General features: G+C 57.9%; 10 protein-coding genes and 1 other RNA gene. 5 read left to right on the top strand and 6 right to left on the bottom strand.

What is annotated here, in order from left to right; translation table 11 throughout:
- Nucleotides 1-37: 37 nt before the first annotated feature.
- A complete protein-coding gene (locus tag OYT1_RS08980) occupies nt 38-1,114 on the top strand; it encodes a calcium:proton antiporter (RefSeq protein ID WP_062626036.1) in 1,077 nt (358 codons plus the stop codon).
- 1,028 nt (nt 1,115-2,142) lie between these two features.
- On the opposite strand, the gene OYT1_RS08970 is transcribed toward OYT1_RS08980, so the two are convergent.
- From OYT1_RS08970 to ygfZ, 6 genes are all read right to left on the bottom strand, one after another.
- The gene (locus OYT1_RS08970) at nt 2,143-2,529 is read right to left on the bottom strand and encodes a rhodanese-like domain-containing protein (RefSeq protein ID WP_062626034.1); all 387 of its coding nucleotides are present in this window, start codon (nt 2,527-2,529) and stop codon (nt 2,143-2,145) included.
- A gap of 13 nt (nt 2,530-2,542) precedes the next feature.
- Nucleotides 2,543-3,097: a hypothetical protein gene (locus OYT1_RS08965; RefSeq protein WP_062626033.1), complete on the bottom strand. Its 555-nt coding sequence runs from the start codon at nt 3,095-3,097 to the stop codon at nt 2,543-2,545.
- Nucleotides 3,098-3,182: 85 nt separating this feature from the next.
- Nucleotides 3,183-5,609, bottom strand: coding sequence for a DNA topoisomerase IV subunit A (parC, locus tag OYT1_RS08960; RefSeq protein WP_084611931.1), 2,427 nt, complete (start codon nt 5,607-5,609; stop codon nt 3,183-3,185).
- Entirely contained in the window at nt 5,602-7,572 is a 1,971-nt protein-coding gene (locus OYT1_RS08955; protein ID WP_062626032.1) for a DNA topoisomerase IV subunit B, read from the bottom strand. Before OYT1_RS08955 ends, parC begins: the two co-directional genes overlap by 8 nt.
- A gap of 191 nt (nt 7,573-7,763) precedes the next feature.
- On the bottom strand, nt 7,764-8,432 hold the full coding sequence (locus OYT1_RS08950; protein ID WP_062626031.1) for an energy-coupling factor ABC transporter permease: 669 nt from the start codon (nt 8,430-8,432) through the stop codon (nt 7,764-7,766).
- Nucleotides 8,429-9,454: a CAF17-like 4Fe-4S cluster assembly/insertion protein YgfZ gene (gene ygfZ, locus OYT1_RS08945; RefSeq protein WP_062626030.1), complete on the bottom strand. Its 1,026-nt coding sequence runs from the start codon at nt 9,452-9,454 to the stop codon at nt 8,429-8,431. The genes OYT1_RS08950 and ygfZ overlap by 4 nt, the downstream gene beginning before the upstream one ends.
- A gap of 112 nt (nt 9,455-9,566) precedes the next feature.
- Here ygfZ and OYT1_RS08940 point away from each other — a divergent pair, with 112 nt between their 5' ends.
- The 4 genes from OYT1_RS08940 (at nt 9,567) to OYT1_RS08925 (ending at nt 16,233) form a co-directional block, all read left to right on the top strand.
- Nucleotides 9,567-11,708, top strand: coding sequence for an ABC transporter substrate-binding protein (locus OYT1_RS08940; RefSeq protein ID WP_062626029.1), 2,142 nt, complete (start codon nt 9,567-9,569; stop codon nt 11,706-11,708).
- Between the two features lie 27 nt (nt 11,709-11,735).
- An RNA gene (rnpB, locus tag OYT1_RS08935) (RNase P RNA component class A) lies at nt 11,736-12,092 on the top strand.
- A gap of 83 nt (nt 12,093-12,175) precedes the next feature.
- Nucleotides 12,176-15,808, top strand: coding sequence for a DNA polymerase III subunit alpha (dnaE, locus tag OYT1_RS08930; protein WP_062626028.1), 3,633 nt, complete (start codon nt 12,176-12,178; stop codon nt 15,806-15,808).
- 35 nt (nt 15,809-15,843) lie between these two features.
- Entirely contained in the window at nt 15,844-16,233 is a 390-nt protein-coding gene (locus tag OYT1_RS08925; RefSeq protein WP_172588530.1) for a carboxymuconolactone decarboxylase family protein, read from the top strand.
- The last annotated feature ends 153 nt before the right edge of the window (nt 16,234-16,386 follow it).

Here is a 16,386-nt window from a genome sequence, read left to right as displayed (position 1 = left end):
GGCTAACACAGCCATCCACTGACTTTTGGTGACATCTATGAAATATCTCAAATCAGAATTCCCCCTCGCCATTGCTTTCGTTGTTCTGGGGCTAGGCTTGATGGCCGAGCACAGTGCGGTCGAACATGGCGGACTAGCGTTGTGGGGGCTGTTGCTGGTGATACTCGCGGCGATCATCGGTGTGGCGTTTCGTATCGCGCATCATGCGGAGGTGCTGGCGCTACGCTTGGGCGAGCCTTATGGCACCTTGATCCTGACGCTGGCCGCCGTGTCGGTGGAGGTGGTGATCCTTGTGGTGTTGCTGCAAGGCGAGCCGAATCCGACCTTGGCGCGCGATACGGTGTTCGCGGCGGTCATGTTCGATATCAACGGCATCCTCGGCTTGGCGGCCATCGTCGGCGGGCTGAAGCATGGCAGCGCCAAATACAACGTGGACTCCGGTAACTCCTTCATCGCGATGCTGATGGTGGCGGTCGGCATCGGCATGTTCATCCCTGATTTCGTGCCGGATGTGCAATGGCAAGCCTATTCAGTATTTTCAATCGCGGTGATGGCGCTGATGTACGCCGGATTCCTGCGGCTGCAAACGGTCGAGCACCGCACCTTCTTCGAGTATTCCAGCGAGACGGAAGAAGAGTCACATGACGAGGCCAATAGCCCGAACCGGCTGCATGTGGCGGTGATGGTCGGCGCTATCGTGTTGGTGGGCTTGCTGTCCGAGGTATTGTCGGTGCTACTGGATGCCGGACTGACCGGCAGCGGTTTGCCCAAGTCGATTCCGGCGGTGCTGGTCGCGCTCATCTCCGCCAGTCCCGAGATACTCACCGCGCTCAAGGCCGCGCAGCAGAATCGGATGCAGACCACAGTCAATATCGCGCTCGGTGCTTCACTCGCCACGGTGCTGCTGACCTTGCCGGTGATCGAAGCCATCGCCTTGTTCAGCGGCGATCGCATCGTCATGGCGCTCACACCCGTTCAGGGCGGCCTGTTGCTGCTCACTTTCCTGACGGTGATGAACAACCTGCACGATGGTGAAACGAACGCCATCGAAGGCATCAGCCACTTTGCCTTATTCGCTGCGTTCATTGCGCTGGTGAGCATGGGGCTGGTCTGAGTCACTTAGCTGGGCAGAATGGAAACGCCCCGAGAATCTCGGGGCGTTAGAGTTTAAGCTACAGCTAGAGGCGGGGTTAAGAAACTGGGGTTCCCTATTTTTTGGGACATGTTCGGGTGCAAGACCAGACCCTGTTGCTTCCCGCCCGATGTGCAGTGCACTTATCGAGTGCACCCTACCTTGCTGGCTGCATTATCCACTGGTCAATCCTAGTAATGCCTCAATATAGGATCGATGGCTTCCAATACTTGAAGGTTCTTTTATAACCTGCCGTGCCACATTTCCAAGCCAATCCTCACGATCCGCATATAACCTTGCATAACTAAGGCCAACTTGTTGATCTATCCGATAAATGGCTTCTAGCGCATCCGCTCGAATATAGTCTGGCTCCTCCCCCTCAGTAATACTCCTAAGAGTAGGAAGCGCAGTGACGTAGCTTCCGTTTCCAAGGAACGCAATTCCGTAGCGACGGCGCGGCATATCTGGACGCATGACGTTACTGATTACCATTGGTACGATCTCCTCTCCCCGCAGAATAAGAGGGTCCATTAGCTCCTCCTCTGAGGCAGTAGCAGAGTAAAAATACTCGAGAATCTGCTCATTACTTTGCCAGGGTCTGGCAGTTACCATCCACAGAGTACCTAACATGATGAACAACAAGAGAGCTACGATAAAAAATACTCGGGATATAGGCGATATGGCCATAACTAATAATTAACCTTAACCTGGATAGGGTCGGAATGAAAAATAGAGACAGGTCTTGCATTCACACATACCTCCCCACTTACCACTTTATCCACTTTGTGCGGTTGCCCAGACTTTCCCAGCGTAACGCGTTGGCGACTTGGGCAGGGACCATTCGGCAATGAAATCCGGGCTCGACGAGGCATGACGATTACCATCTAGTAAGGAGTGATCGCAGTATATCAAGAACTGGAATCCGGTCTGTCTCCCGCAATACGGCTGAGCGGAATGAGAAACGCCCCGAGAGTCTCGGGGCGTTCGTATTTCAGTACAGCTAGGCGGGATTAGCGTACTACGGGCAGGCCAGCTTGTTCCCATGCCATGATTCCGCCATTCACGTTCTTCACTTGGGAGAAGCCCGCTTCGGCCAGTTGCTTGGTGGCTGAAGCTGAGCGACGACCCGAGCGGCACATGACGGCGACCGGCTTGTCCTTGTAGGCGGTGATCTCTTGCATGCGTGAGCCTAACTGGCCGAGCGGGATCAGCACGGCGTTCGGTGCGTGCCCCGAGGCGTATTCGCCAGGCTCACGGACATCCAGCAGCAATGCGCCGTTCTGATTCATTTTTTGGGCTTCCGTTACATCGATCCCGTCAGCCGCCTGAAGTTGCCGCATCAGGAAAAAGACGCCGAGAACGGCGATGATTCCAAGTACAAATCCGTTGCTAGTCATGCCATAGTCCCTCTTAGAAATTGATGCCGAGCTTAGCTTGGATCAACGTATTGTCCGCGCCACGCAGAGTGTTATTCACTAGCTTGTTCTGCGTGCCTTGCCAACGCGCACCCAGACCCAGATTCAGTGCGCCGATGCGATAGTCTAGATCCACACCTGCTTGCAATGCAGCCATGTTGGTGGTCTGCCCTGCCATGTCGGTCTTCACATAACCGATGCCGGGGCCGATGCCGAAGGTCAGGTTGTCGCTCAGATGAGTCGTCCAGCGTGGATTGACTTCGAACGTGGTGATCTTCATGCCGTTCTTGTCGAAGCTGCCCAGCGACACCTTGCTACGAATGATGCCGGTAGGTGGCTGAATTGCGATGCAGTTGAAAGCCAGTTCAGCGCCGACGTAGCTGCCACTGGCTACGTGGCTGGGATTCATATTGCCGCCGACGAGCGAAAGGGTCATCTCGGGTTTGTAGTCGGCATCGCGCACGGGGAAGGCTTTCCACTCGCCCGCCACTGCGGAGCCAGAGGCGACAAGGCCGAAGCCCAAGATGATCGAATAGAGAGAACGCTGCATGGGTGACTCCTGAGGATGAACGGGTGCGCACTGTACCGTCTGCGTCGGCAAGTCACAGTGACTAAAGTCACCCATCCAGCATCGTTCATTTAATAGGCGCAAGCAAACCGATGACTTTGTGTGTGCTTTTGAGCGGTAACGCCTTGCCCATGCGAGCACGCCGACTCAGATAACTCGGCAGCTCTTTTTCGCTGACACGCAGGGCTTTTTCAACGGAGCGACTGAGGGTGATGACGGTGATCTCTCGTGCCTCACAGACCAAAGCCGCGACCAGTTCACTGGCTTCTTCTTGCCCCATCAGAATCACGCCTTTTCCACCGCCAGCCAGCGTCTTCACTTCGGCTAGAGGGAAGACGAGTAGGCGGCCTGTATTCGAGACCGTGATGACTAAAGCACGCTCGCTAGGCTCGAACAGTACAGGCGGCAGTATCTTTTCACTTTCGACCGAGAGGAATTGTTTGCCAGCCTTGTTCCGCCCCAGCATGTCGCCCAAGGTGCAGGTGAAGCCGTAGCCAGCGGACGTGGCGAGTAGCAGGTGTTGCGAGGCCGAACCGCAGATGACTTGCGCGATGCGCGTGTTGGTGTCGATCTCGATGAAGGTGGCCAGCGGCGCACCGTCGCCACGCCCAGTCGGCAACTGGTGAACCGGAATGCTGCACACTCTGCCGTTGCTGGCGATGACGATGCAGTAGTCGGTGGTGCGGCACTCGAAACTGGCGAGCAGTCCATCGCCCTCTTTGAAACTCACCGCCGACAGATCGACCCCGTGCCCCTGACGGGTGCGCGCCCAGTGTTTCTTGGAAATGACGACCGTGACTGGTTCATCCACGACTTGGGCGGTGAGTGCCACGCGCTCGGCTTGTTCGATCAGCGTGCGTCGTGCGTCGCCATGCGTCTTGATGGCATCGTCGATCTCTTTGGCTACGCGCTTGCGCAGGGCGGCATCGGAACCTAACAGCCGCAGCAGTTCCGCGCCTTCGTCACGCAACTGAGCCAGTTCGCGTTCGATCTTGATGCCTTCCATGCGCGCTAACTGGCGCAGACGGATCTCTAGAATGTCTTCAGCTTGCCGCTCGGATAGCTCGAAGCGGGCGATCAGCGCCTGCTTGGGATCGTCCGACTCGCGGATCAGCGCGATCACTTCGTCCAGATTCAGATAGACCGTCATGCGGCCTTCGAGGATGTGGATGCGGTCGTTGACCTGCGCCAGCCTATGCTCGCAACGACGGCGTACCGTCACCAGACGGAACTGCGCCCATTCGCGGATGATCTCGGCCAGCGGCTTCTGCTTGGGGCGACCGTCGATGCCTATCATCACCATGTTGATCTGGAGCGAGCACTCAAGACTGGTGTGTGCCAGCAGCACGGTCATCAGCGCATCGACAGTCTGGCGGCTGGATTTCGGCTCGAACACCAGCCGCACCGCATTGTCCTTGTCAGACTCGTCCACCACGCGATCCAGCACCGAGAGCAGCAGTTGCTTGTTCTGCACCTGCTCTTGCGACAAGGCTTTCTTGTTGGCGCGGATCTTGGGATTGGTCAGCTCCTCGATCTCTTCCATGATCTTTTTGGCCGAGGTGCCATGCGGCAACTCGTACACCGCGACGCGCCAATGGCCGCGTGCCAGTTCCTCGACCTTCCAGCGGGCGCGCATCTTCAGTGAGCCGCGACCGCTGCGGTAGCATTCGCGGATGTCGCTGGCCGACGAAATGATCTGGCCGCCGCCGGGGAGATCGGGGCCCAGTACCGAACTTAGCAATTCCTCGTCAGAGCTATCGGGTTTGCGCACGCACAAGGCCGCTGCCGCGCCGACTTCGCGCAGATTGTGCGAGGGAATCTCGGTCGCCATGCCCACGGCAATGCCGGACGCGCCGTTGAGCAGCACCATTGGCAAACGTGCGGGCAACATGGACGGCTCCATGAAATGGCCGTCGTAGTTGGGCACCATATCCACTGTGCCCATGTCCAGCTCGGCCAGCAGCAGGTCGGCGATGGGCGTGAGGCGGGTCTCGGTGTAGCGCATCGCCGCCGCATTGTCGCCGTCGCGCGAGCCGAAATTGCCTTGTCCATCGACCAAGGGATAGCGCATGGAGAAGCTCTGCGCCAGTCTGACCATGGCATCGTAGGCCGAGGAATCACCGTGCGGGTGGAACTTACCCAGCACTTCGCCGACCACGCGAGCCGATTTGACGTGCTTGCTGTTGTGCGCCAAGCCCATCTCGCGCATCGCATACAGGATGCGGCGCTGCACCGGCTTTTGACCGTCGCAGACATCCGGCAGCGCGCGGCCTTTGACTACCGAAACGGCGTATTCAAGGTAGGCGCGCTCGGCATACATCGCCAACGGCACCGAGTCGCCTTCGGGCAGCGGGGGCAGGGCAGAAAACTGGCGCACGTTGCCCTTGCCTCCGGTGGTTTCCGGCTTGATCTCTTCAGGAATTAGTTCGGGGGTGGCCTCGATCGGTGCGATTTCATCAGACTCGAACAGTTGGCCTTGTGGAATATCAGACATCGCCCGTCACCTCGTTACCGTGGAATTCCAGCCACAAGCGGCGCGAACCGGACTCCTGTTTTGCCATCAACATGCTCATGATCTTCTGCGTCTCGTCGAACGACGCCTGAGTGAGTTCCACACACAATGCGCGCCGGGTGTCCGGGTTCATCGTGGTCTCCCAAAGCTGCTCGGGATTCATCTCGCCCAAACCTTTGAAGCGCGAGATCGACCACGCGCCTTCACGCACTTTTTCCTGTCGCAAGCGATCCTGGATCGAGATCAGTTCGTCTTCGTTCAGCGCATACAGCTTGCGCATCGGCTTCTTGCCTTGAGCGGGAACATCTACGCGGAACAGCGGCGGTTGCGCGAGGAAGATGTGACCGGCTTCGATCAGCTTGGGGAAGTGGCGGAAGAACAGCGTCAGCAGCAGGGTGGAGATGTGCGAGCCGTCCACGTCGGCATCGGCCATGATGTAGATGCCGCGATAGCGGCGACCTGACAAGTCCACGTTGTCGTTCAGATCATGCGGATCGACGCCGATGGCGACCGCGATGTCGTGCACTTCGGCGTTGGCGAACAAACGGTTGCGATCCACTTCCAGCGTGTTCAGCACCTTGCCTCGCAAGGGCAGGATCGCTTGGAATTCCTTGCTGCGTCCTTGCTTGGCCGAGCCGCCAGCGGAATCGCCTTCGACCAAGAACAGCTCATTGCGCTCGGGATTGAATTCGGCGGCATCGGTGAGTTTGCCCGGCAGCACGGCGACGGATGAGCCTTTTTTCTTTTCCACCTTTTGCGCCGATTTCATGCGGCTCTGCGCCTGCTTGATGGACAGCTCGGCGATGCGCTTGCCGTAGTCGATGTGCTCGTTCAGCCACAGCAGCAGCGGGTCGCTGACCATGCTGGACACCAGTTTCAATGCACCGCGCGAGACCAGTTTATCTTTGGTCTGGCCTTGGAAGGACGGATCGAGCACTTTGGCGGAAAGCACTAAGCTGACGCGCGCAAACACGTCATCCGAGGTGAGTTTTACGCCTTTGGGCAACATGCTGTGCAATTCGATGAAACTGCGCACGGCATTGAACACGCCATCGCGCAGGCCAGACTCATGCGTGCCGCCGGACCAGGTGGGAATCAGGTTGACGTAGGATTCGCGAGTGAGCGCGCCTTCCTCCGTCCACGCGAACGCCCAGGCTGCGCCTTCGCCTTCAGCAAAGGCATCGTCGTTGCGGCCGATGTAGCGCTCACCTGCAAAGATCGGTGCCGCGAGTGTTGAGTCCGTGTCCTGTGCGCTCAGCGCTTCGGTGAGGTAGCCGCGCAAACCGTCGGGATAGTTCCATGATTTGGATTCGCCCGACTTTTCAAGTACCAGCGTGACGGTCACGCCGGGTAGCAGCACGGCCTTGGAGCGCAATGCTCGCTCCAGTTGTGCTAGATTGACGGCAGGCGCGTCGAAATATTTGCTGTCAGGCCAAGCACGAACGACGGTGCCGGTCTTGCGCTTGGCGCAGTCAGCGATGCGGGCGAGGGGACGGGTAGCGAGCCCATTTTCAAAGCGCAGCTGATGTTCGCCACCTTCGCGATAGACCTTGACCTCAACGGCGGTGGAGAGGGCGTTGGTCACCGCCACGCCGACGCCATGCAGGCCGCCCGCGAATTTGTACGCGCCACCCGCTTCCTTGTCGAACTTGCCGCCGGAGTGCAAAACGGTGAACGCGACCTCGACTACGGACACACCTTCCTCGGGATGGAGGCCGACTGGGATGCCGCGTCCGTCATCGCTCACCGACACCGAACCATCGGCATGCGCCGTGACAATGATGTTCTTGGCATAGCCCGCGAGTGCCTCGTCACAGGCGTTGTCCACCACTTCGGCGATGATGTGGTTGGGGTTGTCCAGTGTCGTGTACATGCCGGGACGCTGACGGACAGGCTCCAGCCCGCGCAAGACTTTGAATGACGACTCGTCGTATGTTGTGTTCATGCCCTACCTTGCTCGCTTGTGCTGACGAGAAAAACCACCCTGGCGGCGAGTGCCTGACCAGATCAGTCATGGATTTTGAGGATGAATCTGAAACGGTTTGTAATGTTTAGAGTTCGTTTCGTCCTGCCGCGATTTTAACCCGAATAATCCATTAGGACGCGAGTTGATGGCGAGATGCTTTGCGCTACGCGCTACTTGCCGTGCAAATATTCCTTGTCGCTGAAATGCAGCACGCATTGAGGGGCGAAAACGGTGAATGCGGTGGTGAGGATGCCGCAGGTGAAGGCCTCGACCAAGATGATGATGGGCGAGAACACTAGGTAGTTATTCAGTACGTTATCCCAAGTGTAATGGGTGAAAGCCGCGAGTAGGAAGGAGCCGGTCAGTACGATCAGCAGCATGGAGACTCCGCCACAAACGAAGCCGTTGCCGAGTACGAACATGAACAGATTTTTGGGTAGATTGCGCTGGGTGAAGTGCAATACCTGTTCGCTGAAATAGACCGGCAGGGCGATCATCACCAGTCCGTTGAGGCCGAGCGAGAGATAGTCGAAGCCGTTGCGCCAGAAGGTGGCGATCATCACGAGGCTGAGCAGTACGATGGCGACGTGCCTACCGAACAGCAGCATGAGCAGGGTCGCGCCGATCAGGTGGAAATTGAAGCCGGGGCGCACGCCGGCACTCAGTTGCCAGAACAGGAACACCCAGATGGTTAAGCCGATCAGGGCGTGGACGCGCCATTGATTGTCTAGCAGGGCGCTGAAACGCGCGCGCCACAGCGCTTTTCCGAGTAGGGCGGCGAACAGGAAATTCGCCAGCCACAGTAAGTCACTCGGAAAGAGCTGGGCGGGCAGGTTCATTGAAGCGCGTAAGGCAGCGGGAGGAAATCCAGACGCTCGCCTGCGGCGCTGCCCAAGTGCACAGCGTTATGTTCGCGGCTGGCGATGGGCAACACGCCCAGCAGATCGAAGCCGCCGTCGGGGCTAGGCGCAGCGTTCACGACGAGGCCATGCGCGTTCTCGTCGGGACTGTTGCTGAACAGCGTGTCGCCGGGGCGTGGCAAAGTGTCGCCTCCAATGTGTGCCAGATACATGCGGCGCTTGGCTTTGCCCAGATATTGCATGCGCGCCACGATCTCTTGGCCGGGATAGCAGCCCTTCTTGAAATTGACGCCGCCGATGACCTCCATGTTCGCCATCTGCGGGACGAATTGTTCCTGCGTAGCCAAAGTGACGAGGGGGATGCCGGCATGGATGTCCTGCCAGTCCCAGCAAGCTGCGCCGACTGGATGCAGACTCCCGCTCTCGGCGCGCAGCCGCTGCCACCATGCACAGGCTTGATCGGCTGGGCAAATGAGCTGGAAGCGTCGGTCACCTATACGGATGAGCTGAGCAGCATCGCTGGAGGTGGTCGCCAGTGTACTTTCCGGCAATCCCAGTTTTGCCGTAAGCAGTGCATCAGAGATACCGAGAGCGACGAATTCATCGCTGACATCGCTGACCTTGACCTTGCTGCGCAGCACGTACATCGAGAGCTTTTTCTGAACCGGTGCGGTGAGCGCGCGGGAGAGTTGCAAGAAGTAGTCGCCGTCGCGCTGCCAGATCAAAAAGGTCGCCAACATCCGCCCTTTGGCGGTGTTGAAACTGCTGCGCTGCGCCTGCTGAGGACTGACGGTGCGGATGTCGTTGCTGAGCAGACTCTGCAAGAAGGTCTGCGCATCTTCGCCGCTCACTTTGAGCGTACCGAATTGATCCAGTGAGGCGAGGGTATCACCTTCGCGGGTCGCTACGATCTCAGCGCTTGGGTCGCCGAAGTCTTGTGCGGTATGGTCATCGAAACGAGCGCCTTGCTGTTCGAGGAAAAGTCGCCATGCTGAGTTCATGTGGGGTTCTGAATAGTTGACGGAATCAAGGTCAAATCTTAACCCGAAGCTCGTTGCGAGTTGCGGCAATTTGCGCGGCGAGGCATGGGCGTTTCGGATAAACTCTGCCGCCATGAAACGCTTGCTCTGCCTCATTCTTCCCTTGTTACTCATCGCCTGCGACGATGCTGTGTGGAACAACCCCTACCCGGCATCGGATGAGGGAAAGTCGATCTTGTACACGGCTTTTTCCGGCCGTCCCAAGCATTTCGACCCGGTGCAGGCCTATAGCCAGAACGAGTTTGCGGTGATCGAGCAGATCTATTACTCGCCGCTGCAATATCATTTCTTCAAACGCCCTTACGAGTTGGTGCCCCAGTCGGCGAAAGAGATGCCTTTGGTCATGTATCTCGATGCACAACTGCACCCCTTGCCGGAGGATGCTTCGGCCAGCCAAGTTGCCTACACCATCTACGAGATCCATCTGCGGGAGGGCTTGAAATACCAGCCGCATCCGGCTTTGGCTAGAGATGAAGCTGGGCAGCCACGCTATGTGGGGCTGGACGAGAGCGATCTAACGGGTATCCGCAAGCTGACCGATTTCGATGAGACGGGCACCCGCGCTGTAACGGCGGAGGACTACGCTTACCAGATCAAGCGGCTGGCCCATCCTGATTTGCATTCGCCCATTTTCGGTGTGATGGCGGAATACATCGTCGGCATGAAGGAGTACGCCGAGACTTTGAAGGCAGCGCGCAAGCGGCAGCCGGAAGGCTGGATCGACCTGAACGCCTATCCGCTGCGCGGCGTTGAAGTGGTCGATGCCAGCCGCTACCGCATCAAGGTGCGCGGCAAATATCCGCAGTTCGCCTACTGGCTGGCGATGCCGTTCTTCGCGCCCATGCCGTGGGAAGCCGAGCGCTTCTACGCCCAACCGGGGATGCGTGAGCGTAATCTGAGTCTGGACTGGTGGCCGATAGGCAGCGGCCCTTACTACCTGTCGGAAAACGATCCAAATCAGCGCATGGTGTTGACCAAAAATCCAAACTTCAGCGGCGAGTTCTATCCCTCGGAAGGGGAGGACGAAGATCAAGCTGCCGGTTTGCTGGCAGATGCGGGCAAGCCGTTGCCGTTGGTGGACAAGGTGGTGTTCACCCTGGAAAAGGAAACCATTCCGTATTGGAACAAGTTCTTGCAAGGCTGGTATGACTCCTCGGGCATCGGTTCGGATAGCTTCGATCAGGCAGTGCAAGTGAGCGTGGGCGGGGAGGCCAACGTCAGTGAGGAAATGCAGAGGCAGGGTATCACGCTTGCAACCTCGGTCGCCACGTCCACCAGTTACATGGGGTTCAACTGGCTTGATCCGGTCGTGGGCGGGGCGGGCGGCGAACGCTCGCGCAAGCTGCGGTTGGCCATCGCTATCGCGGTCGATTTCGAGGAGTTCATCTCCATCTTCGCCAACGGGCGCGGCATCGCAGCCCAGTCGCCCCTGCCGCCCGGCATCTTCGGTTATTTGGAAGATGAGGCGGGCATCAATCATTACGTCTATGACTGGGTGAACGGCGCGCCACGCCGCAAATCCATCGCTGAGGCCAAGCGCCTGTTGGCCGAAGCGGGCTATCCCGGTGGTGTGAATAAGAAGACGCGTCAACCCTTGGTGATCCATCTCGATTCCACATCCAATGGCGTGGGTGACAAGGCGCGACTGGACTGGCTACGCAAACAGTTTGCCGAGATCAATGTGCAACTGGTGATACGCAGCACGGACTACAACCGCTTCCAGGACAAGGTGCGGCGCGGTGATACGCAGATGTTCTATTACGGCTGGAACGCCGACTATCCGGACCCCGAGAACTTCTTGTTCCTGCTGCATGGCCCCCAGGGCAAGGTGAAGTTTGCGGGCGAGAACGCCGCCAATTACAAGAACCCGCACTACGATGCCTTGTTCGAGCAAATGAAGAACATGGATAACGACGACGAGCGGCAGCGCATCATCAATCAAATGCTGGAGATCCTGCGGCATGATTCGCCTTGGCTGTTTGGCTTTCATCCCAAGGAATACTCGCTACACCACGCCTGGCTGTTCAACAGCAAGCCCAACAACATGGCCAGCAACTATCTCAAATATCTGCGAGTCGATGCGGTTCAGCGCGATCAACAGCGTCGTCGCTGGAATCAACCGATACGTTGGCCATTGTGGTTGGCGGGATTGCTGACGCTGCTAGGCGGATTCTGGCTGTGGCGGATGTTGCGTAACCGGGCGCAGGGGAGTTGACCTTGCCTCTGTGTTAGACTCCGCGCCGAAGCTGGCTAGACAGTCGCTGCGAGCCTTGTGCTCGGAGAGGAAAGTCCGGGCTCCACAGAGCAGAATGCCGGTTAATGGCCGGACGCCGTGAGGCGATGGAAAGTGCAACAGAGAATAGACCGCCGATGAGCTGATTTCGGTCAGAGACAGGTAAGGGTGAAACGGTGGGGTAAGAGCCCACCGCGCTGCCGGTAACGGGAGTGGCACGGTAAACCCCATTCGGAGCAAGATCAAATAGGCTGACTATGACGTTGCTCGCGTCGTCAGCGGGTAGATTGCTTGAGCGTCAGGTAACGAAACGCCTAGAGGAATGACTGTCCACGACAGAACCCGGCTTATCGGCCAGCTTCACCTTACACAGTCTCGGTAGCAGAAACATCGGCGGAATCGATGCCGCCAAATGGTAGAATTCTGCTCAGTCAGAAATCAAGTTCACCATGTCTAAGCCTGCCTTCGTCCACCTCCGTCTCCATAGCGAATATTCGATCATCGATGGCATCGTGCGTCTAGATGTCGAGGAAAAGAAGAAGGACGCGGACGGGAATAGTTACAAGGTACATACCTGCCCACCAGTTGCAGCAGCTCGGGCGGATGGGATGCCTGCGCTGGCGTTGACCGATGTTTCCAATGTGTTCGGCATGGTCAAGTTTTACCAAGCGGCGCGGGGCGCGGGGGTGAAGCCTATCCTCGGCGCGGATGTGTTCATCACCAACGACGCCGATCGCAGCAAACCGCACCGTTTGTTGCTGCTGTGTCAGTCCAATGCGGGCTATTTGCGTTTGTGCCGTTTGCTTACGCGCGCTTTTCTGGAGAATCAGCATCTGGGGCGCGCCGAGTTGCGCCGCGAGTTCTTTCAGGAAGAAGGTACGGAGGGGCTGATCGCTCTGTCGGGTGCTCATCTGGGCGACGTCGGTACGGCATCGCTGAATGGCAACCGGCAGGCGGCGCGCCAGTATGCCGAGGCTTGGGCAGGCTTGTTTCCGCAGCGTTATTACTTGGAAGTGCAGCGCGCAGGTTTTTCGCGCGAAGAAGAGCATATTCGGGCTGCGACGCAGCTTGCGGGCGAGTTGGATCTGCCACTGGTGGCGACGCATCCAGTGCAGTTCATGGAGCAGGATGAATTCAAGGCGCACGAGGCACGTGTGTGCATCGCCGAGGGCTACGTGCTGAACGACAAGCGCCGCGCCAAGGCATTCACCGAGCAGCAGTATTTCAAAACGCAGGCTCAGATGGCCGAGCTGTTCCGCGATCTGCCGGAGGCCTTGGAGAACAGTGTCGAGATCGCCAAACGCTGCAACCTCACGTTGAAACTGGGCAAGCCGCAACTGCCCGCGTTCCCTACGCCGAATGGCGAAAGTCTGGATCAGTTCCTGTACGACGAATCCGAGCGTGGTTTGATGCAGCGCATGGCGCAGCTCTACCCGGATGAGGCCCAGCGCGCAGCGAAATTGCCCGAGTACATGGAGCGTCTGAAGTTCGAGGTGAACACCATCATCACGATGGGATTCCCTGGCTACTTCTTGATCGTGGCGGACTTTATTCGCTGGGCCAAAGCCTATCGCCATGAACGCTTTCCCAATGGCGTGCCAGTGGGGCCGGGGCGGGGTTCCGGTGCGGGCTCGTTGGTGGCGTACTCGCTCGGCATCACGGACCTCGATCCCTTACGTTACGACTTGCTGTTCGAGCGTTTCCTGAATCCCGAGCGGGTCTCCATGCCCGACTTCGACGTGGACTTTTGTCAGGACGGGCGCGAGCTGGTTATCAAATACGTCCGCGACAACTACGGCGCGCAGTGCGTGTCGCAGATCGCCACCTTCGGCACCATGGCGTCTAAGGGCGTGATCCGCGATGTCGGGCGCGTGATGGATTTTCCCTACGGCCTGTGCGACCGCCTGTCCAAGCTCATCCCGGTGGAGGGCGTGAAACCCGTCTCACTCGCTAAAGCACGTGAGCTTGAGCCTGAGATCAATGCCTTGGCCAACGATGAAGAAGGCGTGCCCGAACTGTTGGAACTGGCTGAACGGCTGGAAGATTTGACGCGGAACATCGGGATGCACGCCGGTGGCGTGTTGATCGCGCCCGGTCAGCTCACCGATTTTTGCCCGATCTACACGGCGGATGGCAGCAATCCGGTCAGCCAGCTCGATAAAGACGACGTGGAGGCCATCGGCCTAGTGAAGTTCGACTTCTTGGGCCTGCGTACGCTGACTATCATCGACTGGGCGGTGCGTTACATTAAAGGACTGAGTAGTGAGGTCACAGGACTGAGTAAAACCGAGGGCGGTGCAGATGCTCAGCACTCAGCACTTGGCACTCAGCACTTTTCTATCGAGACGATTCCGCTCGACGATAAACCGACCTACGACAAGATATTCAAGACCGCGAATACCACGGCGGTGTTCCAGTTCGAATCACGGGGCATGAAGGACACGCTGGTGAAGGCGAAGCCGGACTGTCTGGAAGACCTGATTGCACTGAATGCGCTGTACCGCCCCGGCCCGATGGACTTCATCCCGGACTTCATCAACCGTAAGCATGGCCGCGAGAAGGTGATTTATCCGCACCCTTGTTTGGAAAAGGTGTTGTCCACTACCTACGGCATCATGGTGTATCAGGAGCAGGTGATGCAGGCGGCGCAGGTGGCGGCGGGCTACAGTCTTGGCGGCGCGGATATGCTGCGCCGTGCGATGGGTAAGAAGAAAGTCGAGGAGATGGCGAAGGAGCGCGCCAAGTTCGTCGAAGGTGCTGCCAAGAACAATATCGAGGCAGGCCAAGCCAACGAGATCTTCGACGTGATGGAGAAGTTCGCGGGCTACGGCTTCAACAAGTCGCACGCCGCCGCCTATTCGCTGGTCGCCTACCAGACCGCCTACCTGAAGTGTCACCACCCCGCTGCGTTCATGGCTTCGACCATGACCTCGGAAATGGACAACACCGACAAGGTGAGTTTCTTCTATCAGGACTCGCTGCAACAAGGCTTGACCATTCTGCCGCCGGACGTGAACTCATCGAACTATCGCTTCGCGCCGGTCGATGAAAAGACCATCGCCTACGGCCTGGGCGCGATCAAGGGCACGGGGCAGGCGGCTATCGAGAGCATCTCCGCCGTGCGCAAGAACGGCCCATTCACTGATTTGTTCGACTTCTGCCGCCGTGTGGATAAACGCATCGTCAATCGTCGCACTATCGAAGCGCTGATCCGAGGCGGCGCGTTCGATGCGATGAACGACCACCGCCATCAGATGATGGCTTCGCTGGATGCGGCACTGGAAGCCGCCGACCAGCATGCCCGCCATGCCAACCAGAACAGCTTGTTCGGTGATGACGACGGCGCGGACTTGCCGGTGACGATGGCGAACGTCGAGCCGTGGAGTCTGCGAGAAAAGTTGCAGCAGGAAAAGACTGCGCTGGGCTTCTATCTCAGCGGTCATCCCTATCAGGAATACGCCGAAGAGCTGGCTAAATTTGTCAAATTCAAGCTAGCCGATGTCACCCCGCAGATGGCCGGTGCGGGGCGCAGTCACAATAACTACGGCGAAGGCGGTGGCGGCGGTGGGCGGCGCAATCCTGGGGTGCAAGTGGTACTGGCGGGTATCGTGTCCAGCATCCGGATTTTGCAAACCCGGCGTGGGCGCATGGCTGCGGTGACTTTGGATGATGGCAGTGCCCAGCTCGAACTGACGGTGTTCAATGATGTTTATGAAGGCAGTAAGCAGTGGATACGCGAGGACGAGTTGCTGGTGGTACGCGGCAAAGCGGGCTTCGATGAATACTCCGGCGGAATGCGGGTGAGCGGTGAAGAGCTGTTCAACTTCGCCTCAGCACGTTCGGTGTTCGCCAAATGTCTCGATGTCGCCGTAACCGACGCGGCAGGCGTGAGTTCAGCTCGGCTGCAACAACTGCTGATGCCGTACCGCGATGGCTGCTGCCCCGTGCTGTTACATTATCGAAACTCGCAAGCCAGTGTCCAGCTGAAATTGGGCGAGGATTGGAAGGTGACTTTGCATGATGATTTGCTGAATAGTTTGAACGGCGAACTCGGGCGGCAGAATATTCGCATCACCTATTGAGTATGCAGGCTATTGAATTTTCGAATGGAGGCGACATGACTACAACTAAACATACCAAGGGATCAGATAGCGAACGCAAAGTCTTGGAGCATGCCCATCGCGGCATCCAGATGCTGACGGAGTTTCGTCCTAAGCTGATGGGGAAAATACAAGCTTTTATGGCTGAAGCCATGCTCCCAGGGGTGCTTGATAAGAAAGAGAAGGAGCGCATAGCTTTAGGTATGGCGCTTACCCAACAGTGCCATTACTGCATCGGCCTTCACATCCGCGCTTGCAAGCATGCAGGTGTATCGTTGGAAGAGATCATGGAAGTCTGCTCTATCGGCATCATGATGGGAGGCGGTCCTGTCTTGACGCACATGGCGGAAGTCGAGCGTGCGCTAAACGAGTTCTACTTGGATGACGAAGGCGAAGAAGTTAAGTGATCCTGCGAGGGGGCTAAACACGCTTGATAATGGGCTTGAGTGTTCCAAGCCTCCATGTGATGGCAGCTGAAGTCAGCGAATGTGCTGTCGCTGATCTTTAAGTCCGACAGGCTGCCAACAGCGACTTATGGCACACGGGGAGCGAGGTGCAAC

Source organism: Ferriphaselus amnicola, from assembly GCF_000974685.2.
Classification (GTDB): domain Bacteria; phylum Pseudomonadota; class Gammaproteobacteria; order Burkholderiales; family Gallionellaceae; genus Ferriphaselus; species Ferriphaselus amnicola.
The sequence above is the reverse complement of the archived record's forward strand: the minus strand, read 5'-3'. Positions and strand labels throughout refer to the sequence as shown.

Bases quoted from the DNA above. Each gene is read 5' to 3' on its own strand.
- OYT1_RS08955 (WP_062626032.1), bottom strand. From the start codon at position 7,572: ATGAACACAACATACGACGAGTCGTCATTCAAAGTCTTGCGCGGGCTG.
- dnaE (WP_062626028.1), top strand. From the start codon at position 12,176: ATGTCTAAGCCTGCCTTCGTCCACCTCCGTCTCCATAGCGAATATTCG.
- OYT1_RS08950 (WP_062626031.1), bottom strand. From the start codon at position 8,432: ATGAACCTGCCCGCCCAGCTCTTTCCGAGTGACTTACTGTGGCTGGCG.
- OYT1_RS08925 (WP_172588530.1), top strand. From the start codon at position 15,844: ATGACTACAACTAAACATACCAAGGGATCAGATAGCGAACGCAAAGTC.
- OYT1_RS08980 (WP_062626036.1), top strand. From the start codon at position 38: ATGAAATATCTCAAATCAGAATTCCCCCTCGCCATTGCTTTCGTTGTT.
- OYT1_RS08970 (WP_062626034.1), bottom strand. From the start codon at position 2,529: ATGACTAGCAACGGATTTGTACTTGGAATCATCGCCGTTCTCGGCGTC.
- OYT1_RS08940 (WP_062626029.1), top strand. From the start codon at position 9,567: ATGAAACGCTTGCTCTGCCTCATTCTTCCCTTGTTACTCATCGCCTGC.
- parC (WP_084611931.1), bottom strand. From the start codon at position 5,609: ATGTCTGATATTCCACAAGGCCAACTGTTCGAGTCTGATGAAATCGCA.
- OYT1_RS08965 (WP_062626033.1), bottom strand. From the start codon at position 3,097: ATGCAGCGTTCTCTCTATTCGATCATCTTGGGCTTCGGCCTTGTCGCC.
- ygfZ (WP_062626030.1), bottom strand. From the start codon at position 9,454: ATGAACTCAGCATGGCGACTTTTCCTCGAACAGCAAGGCGCTCGTTTC.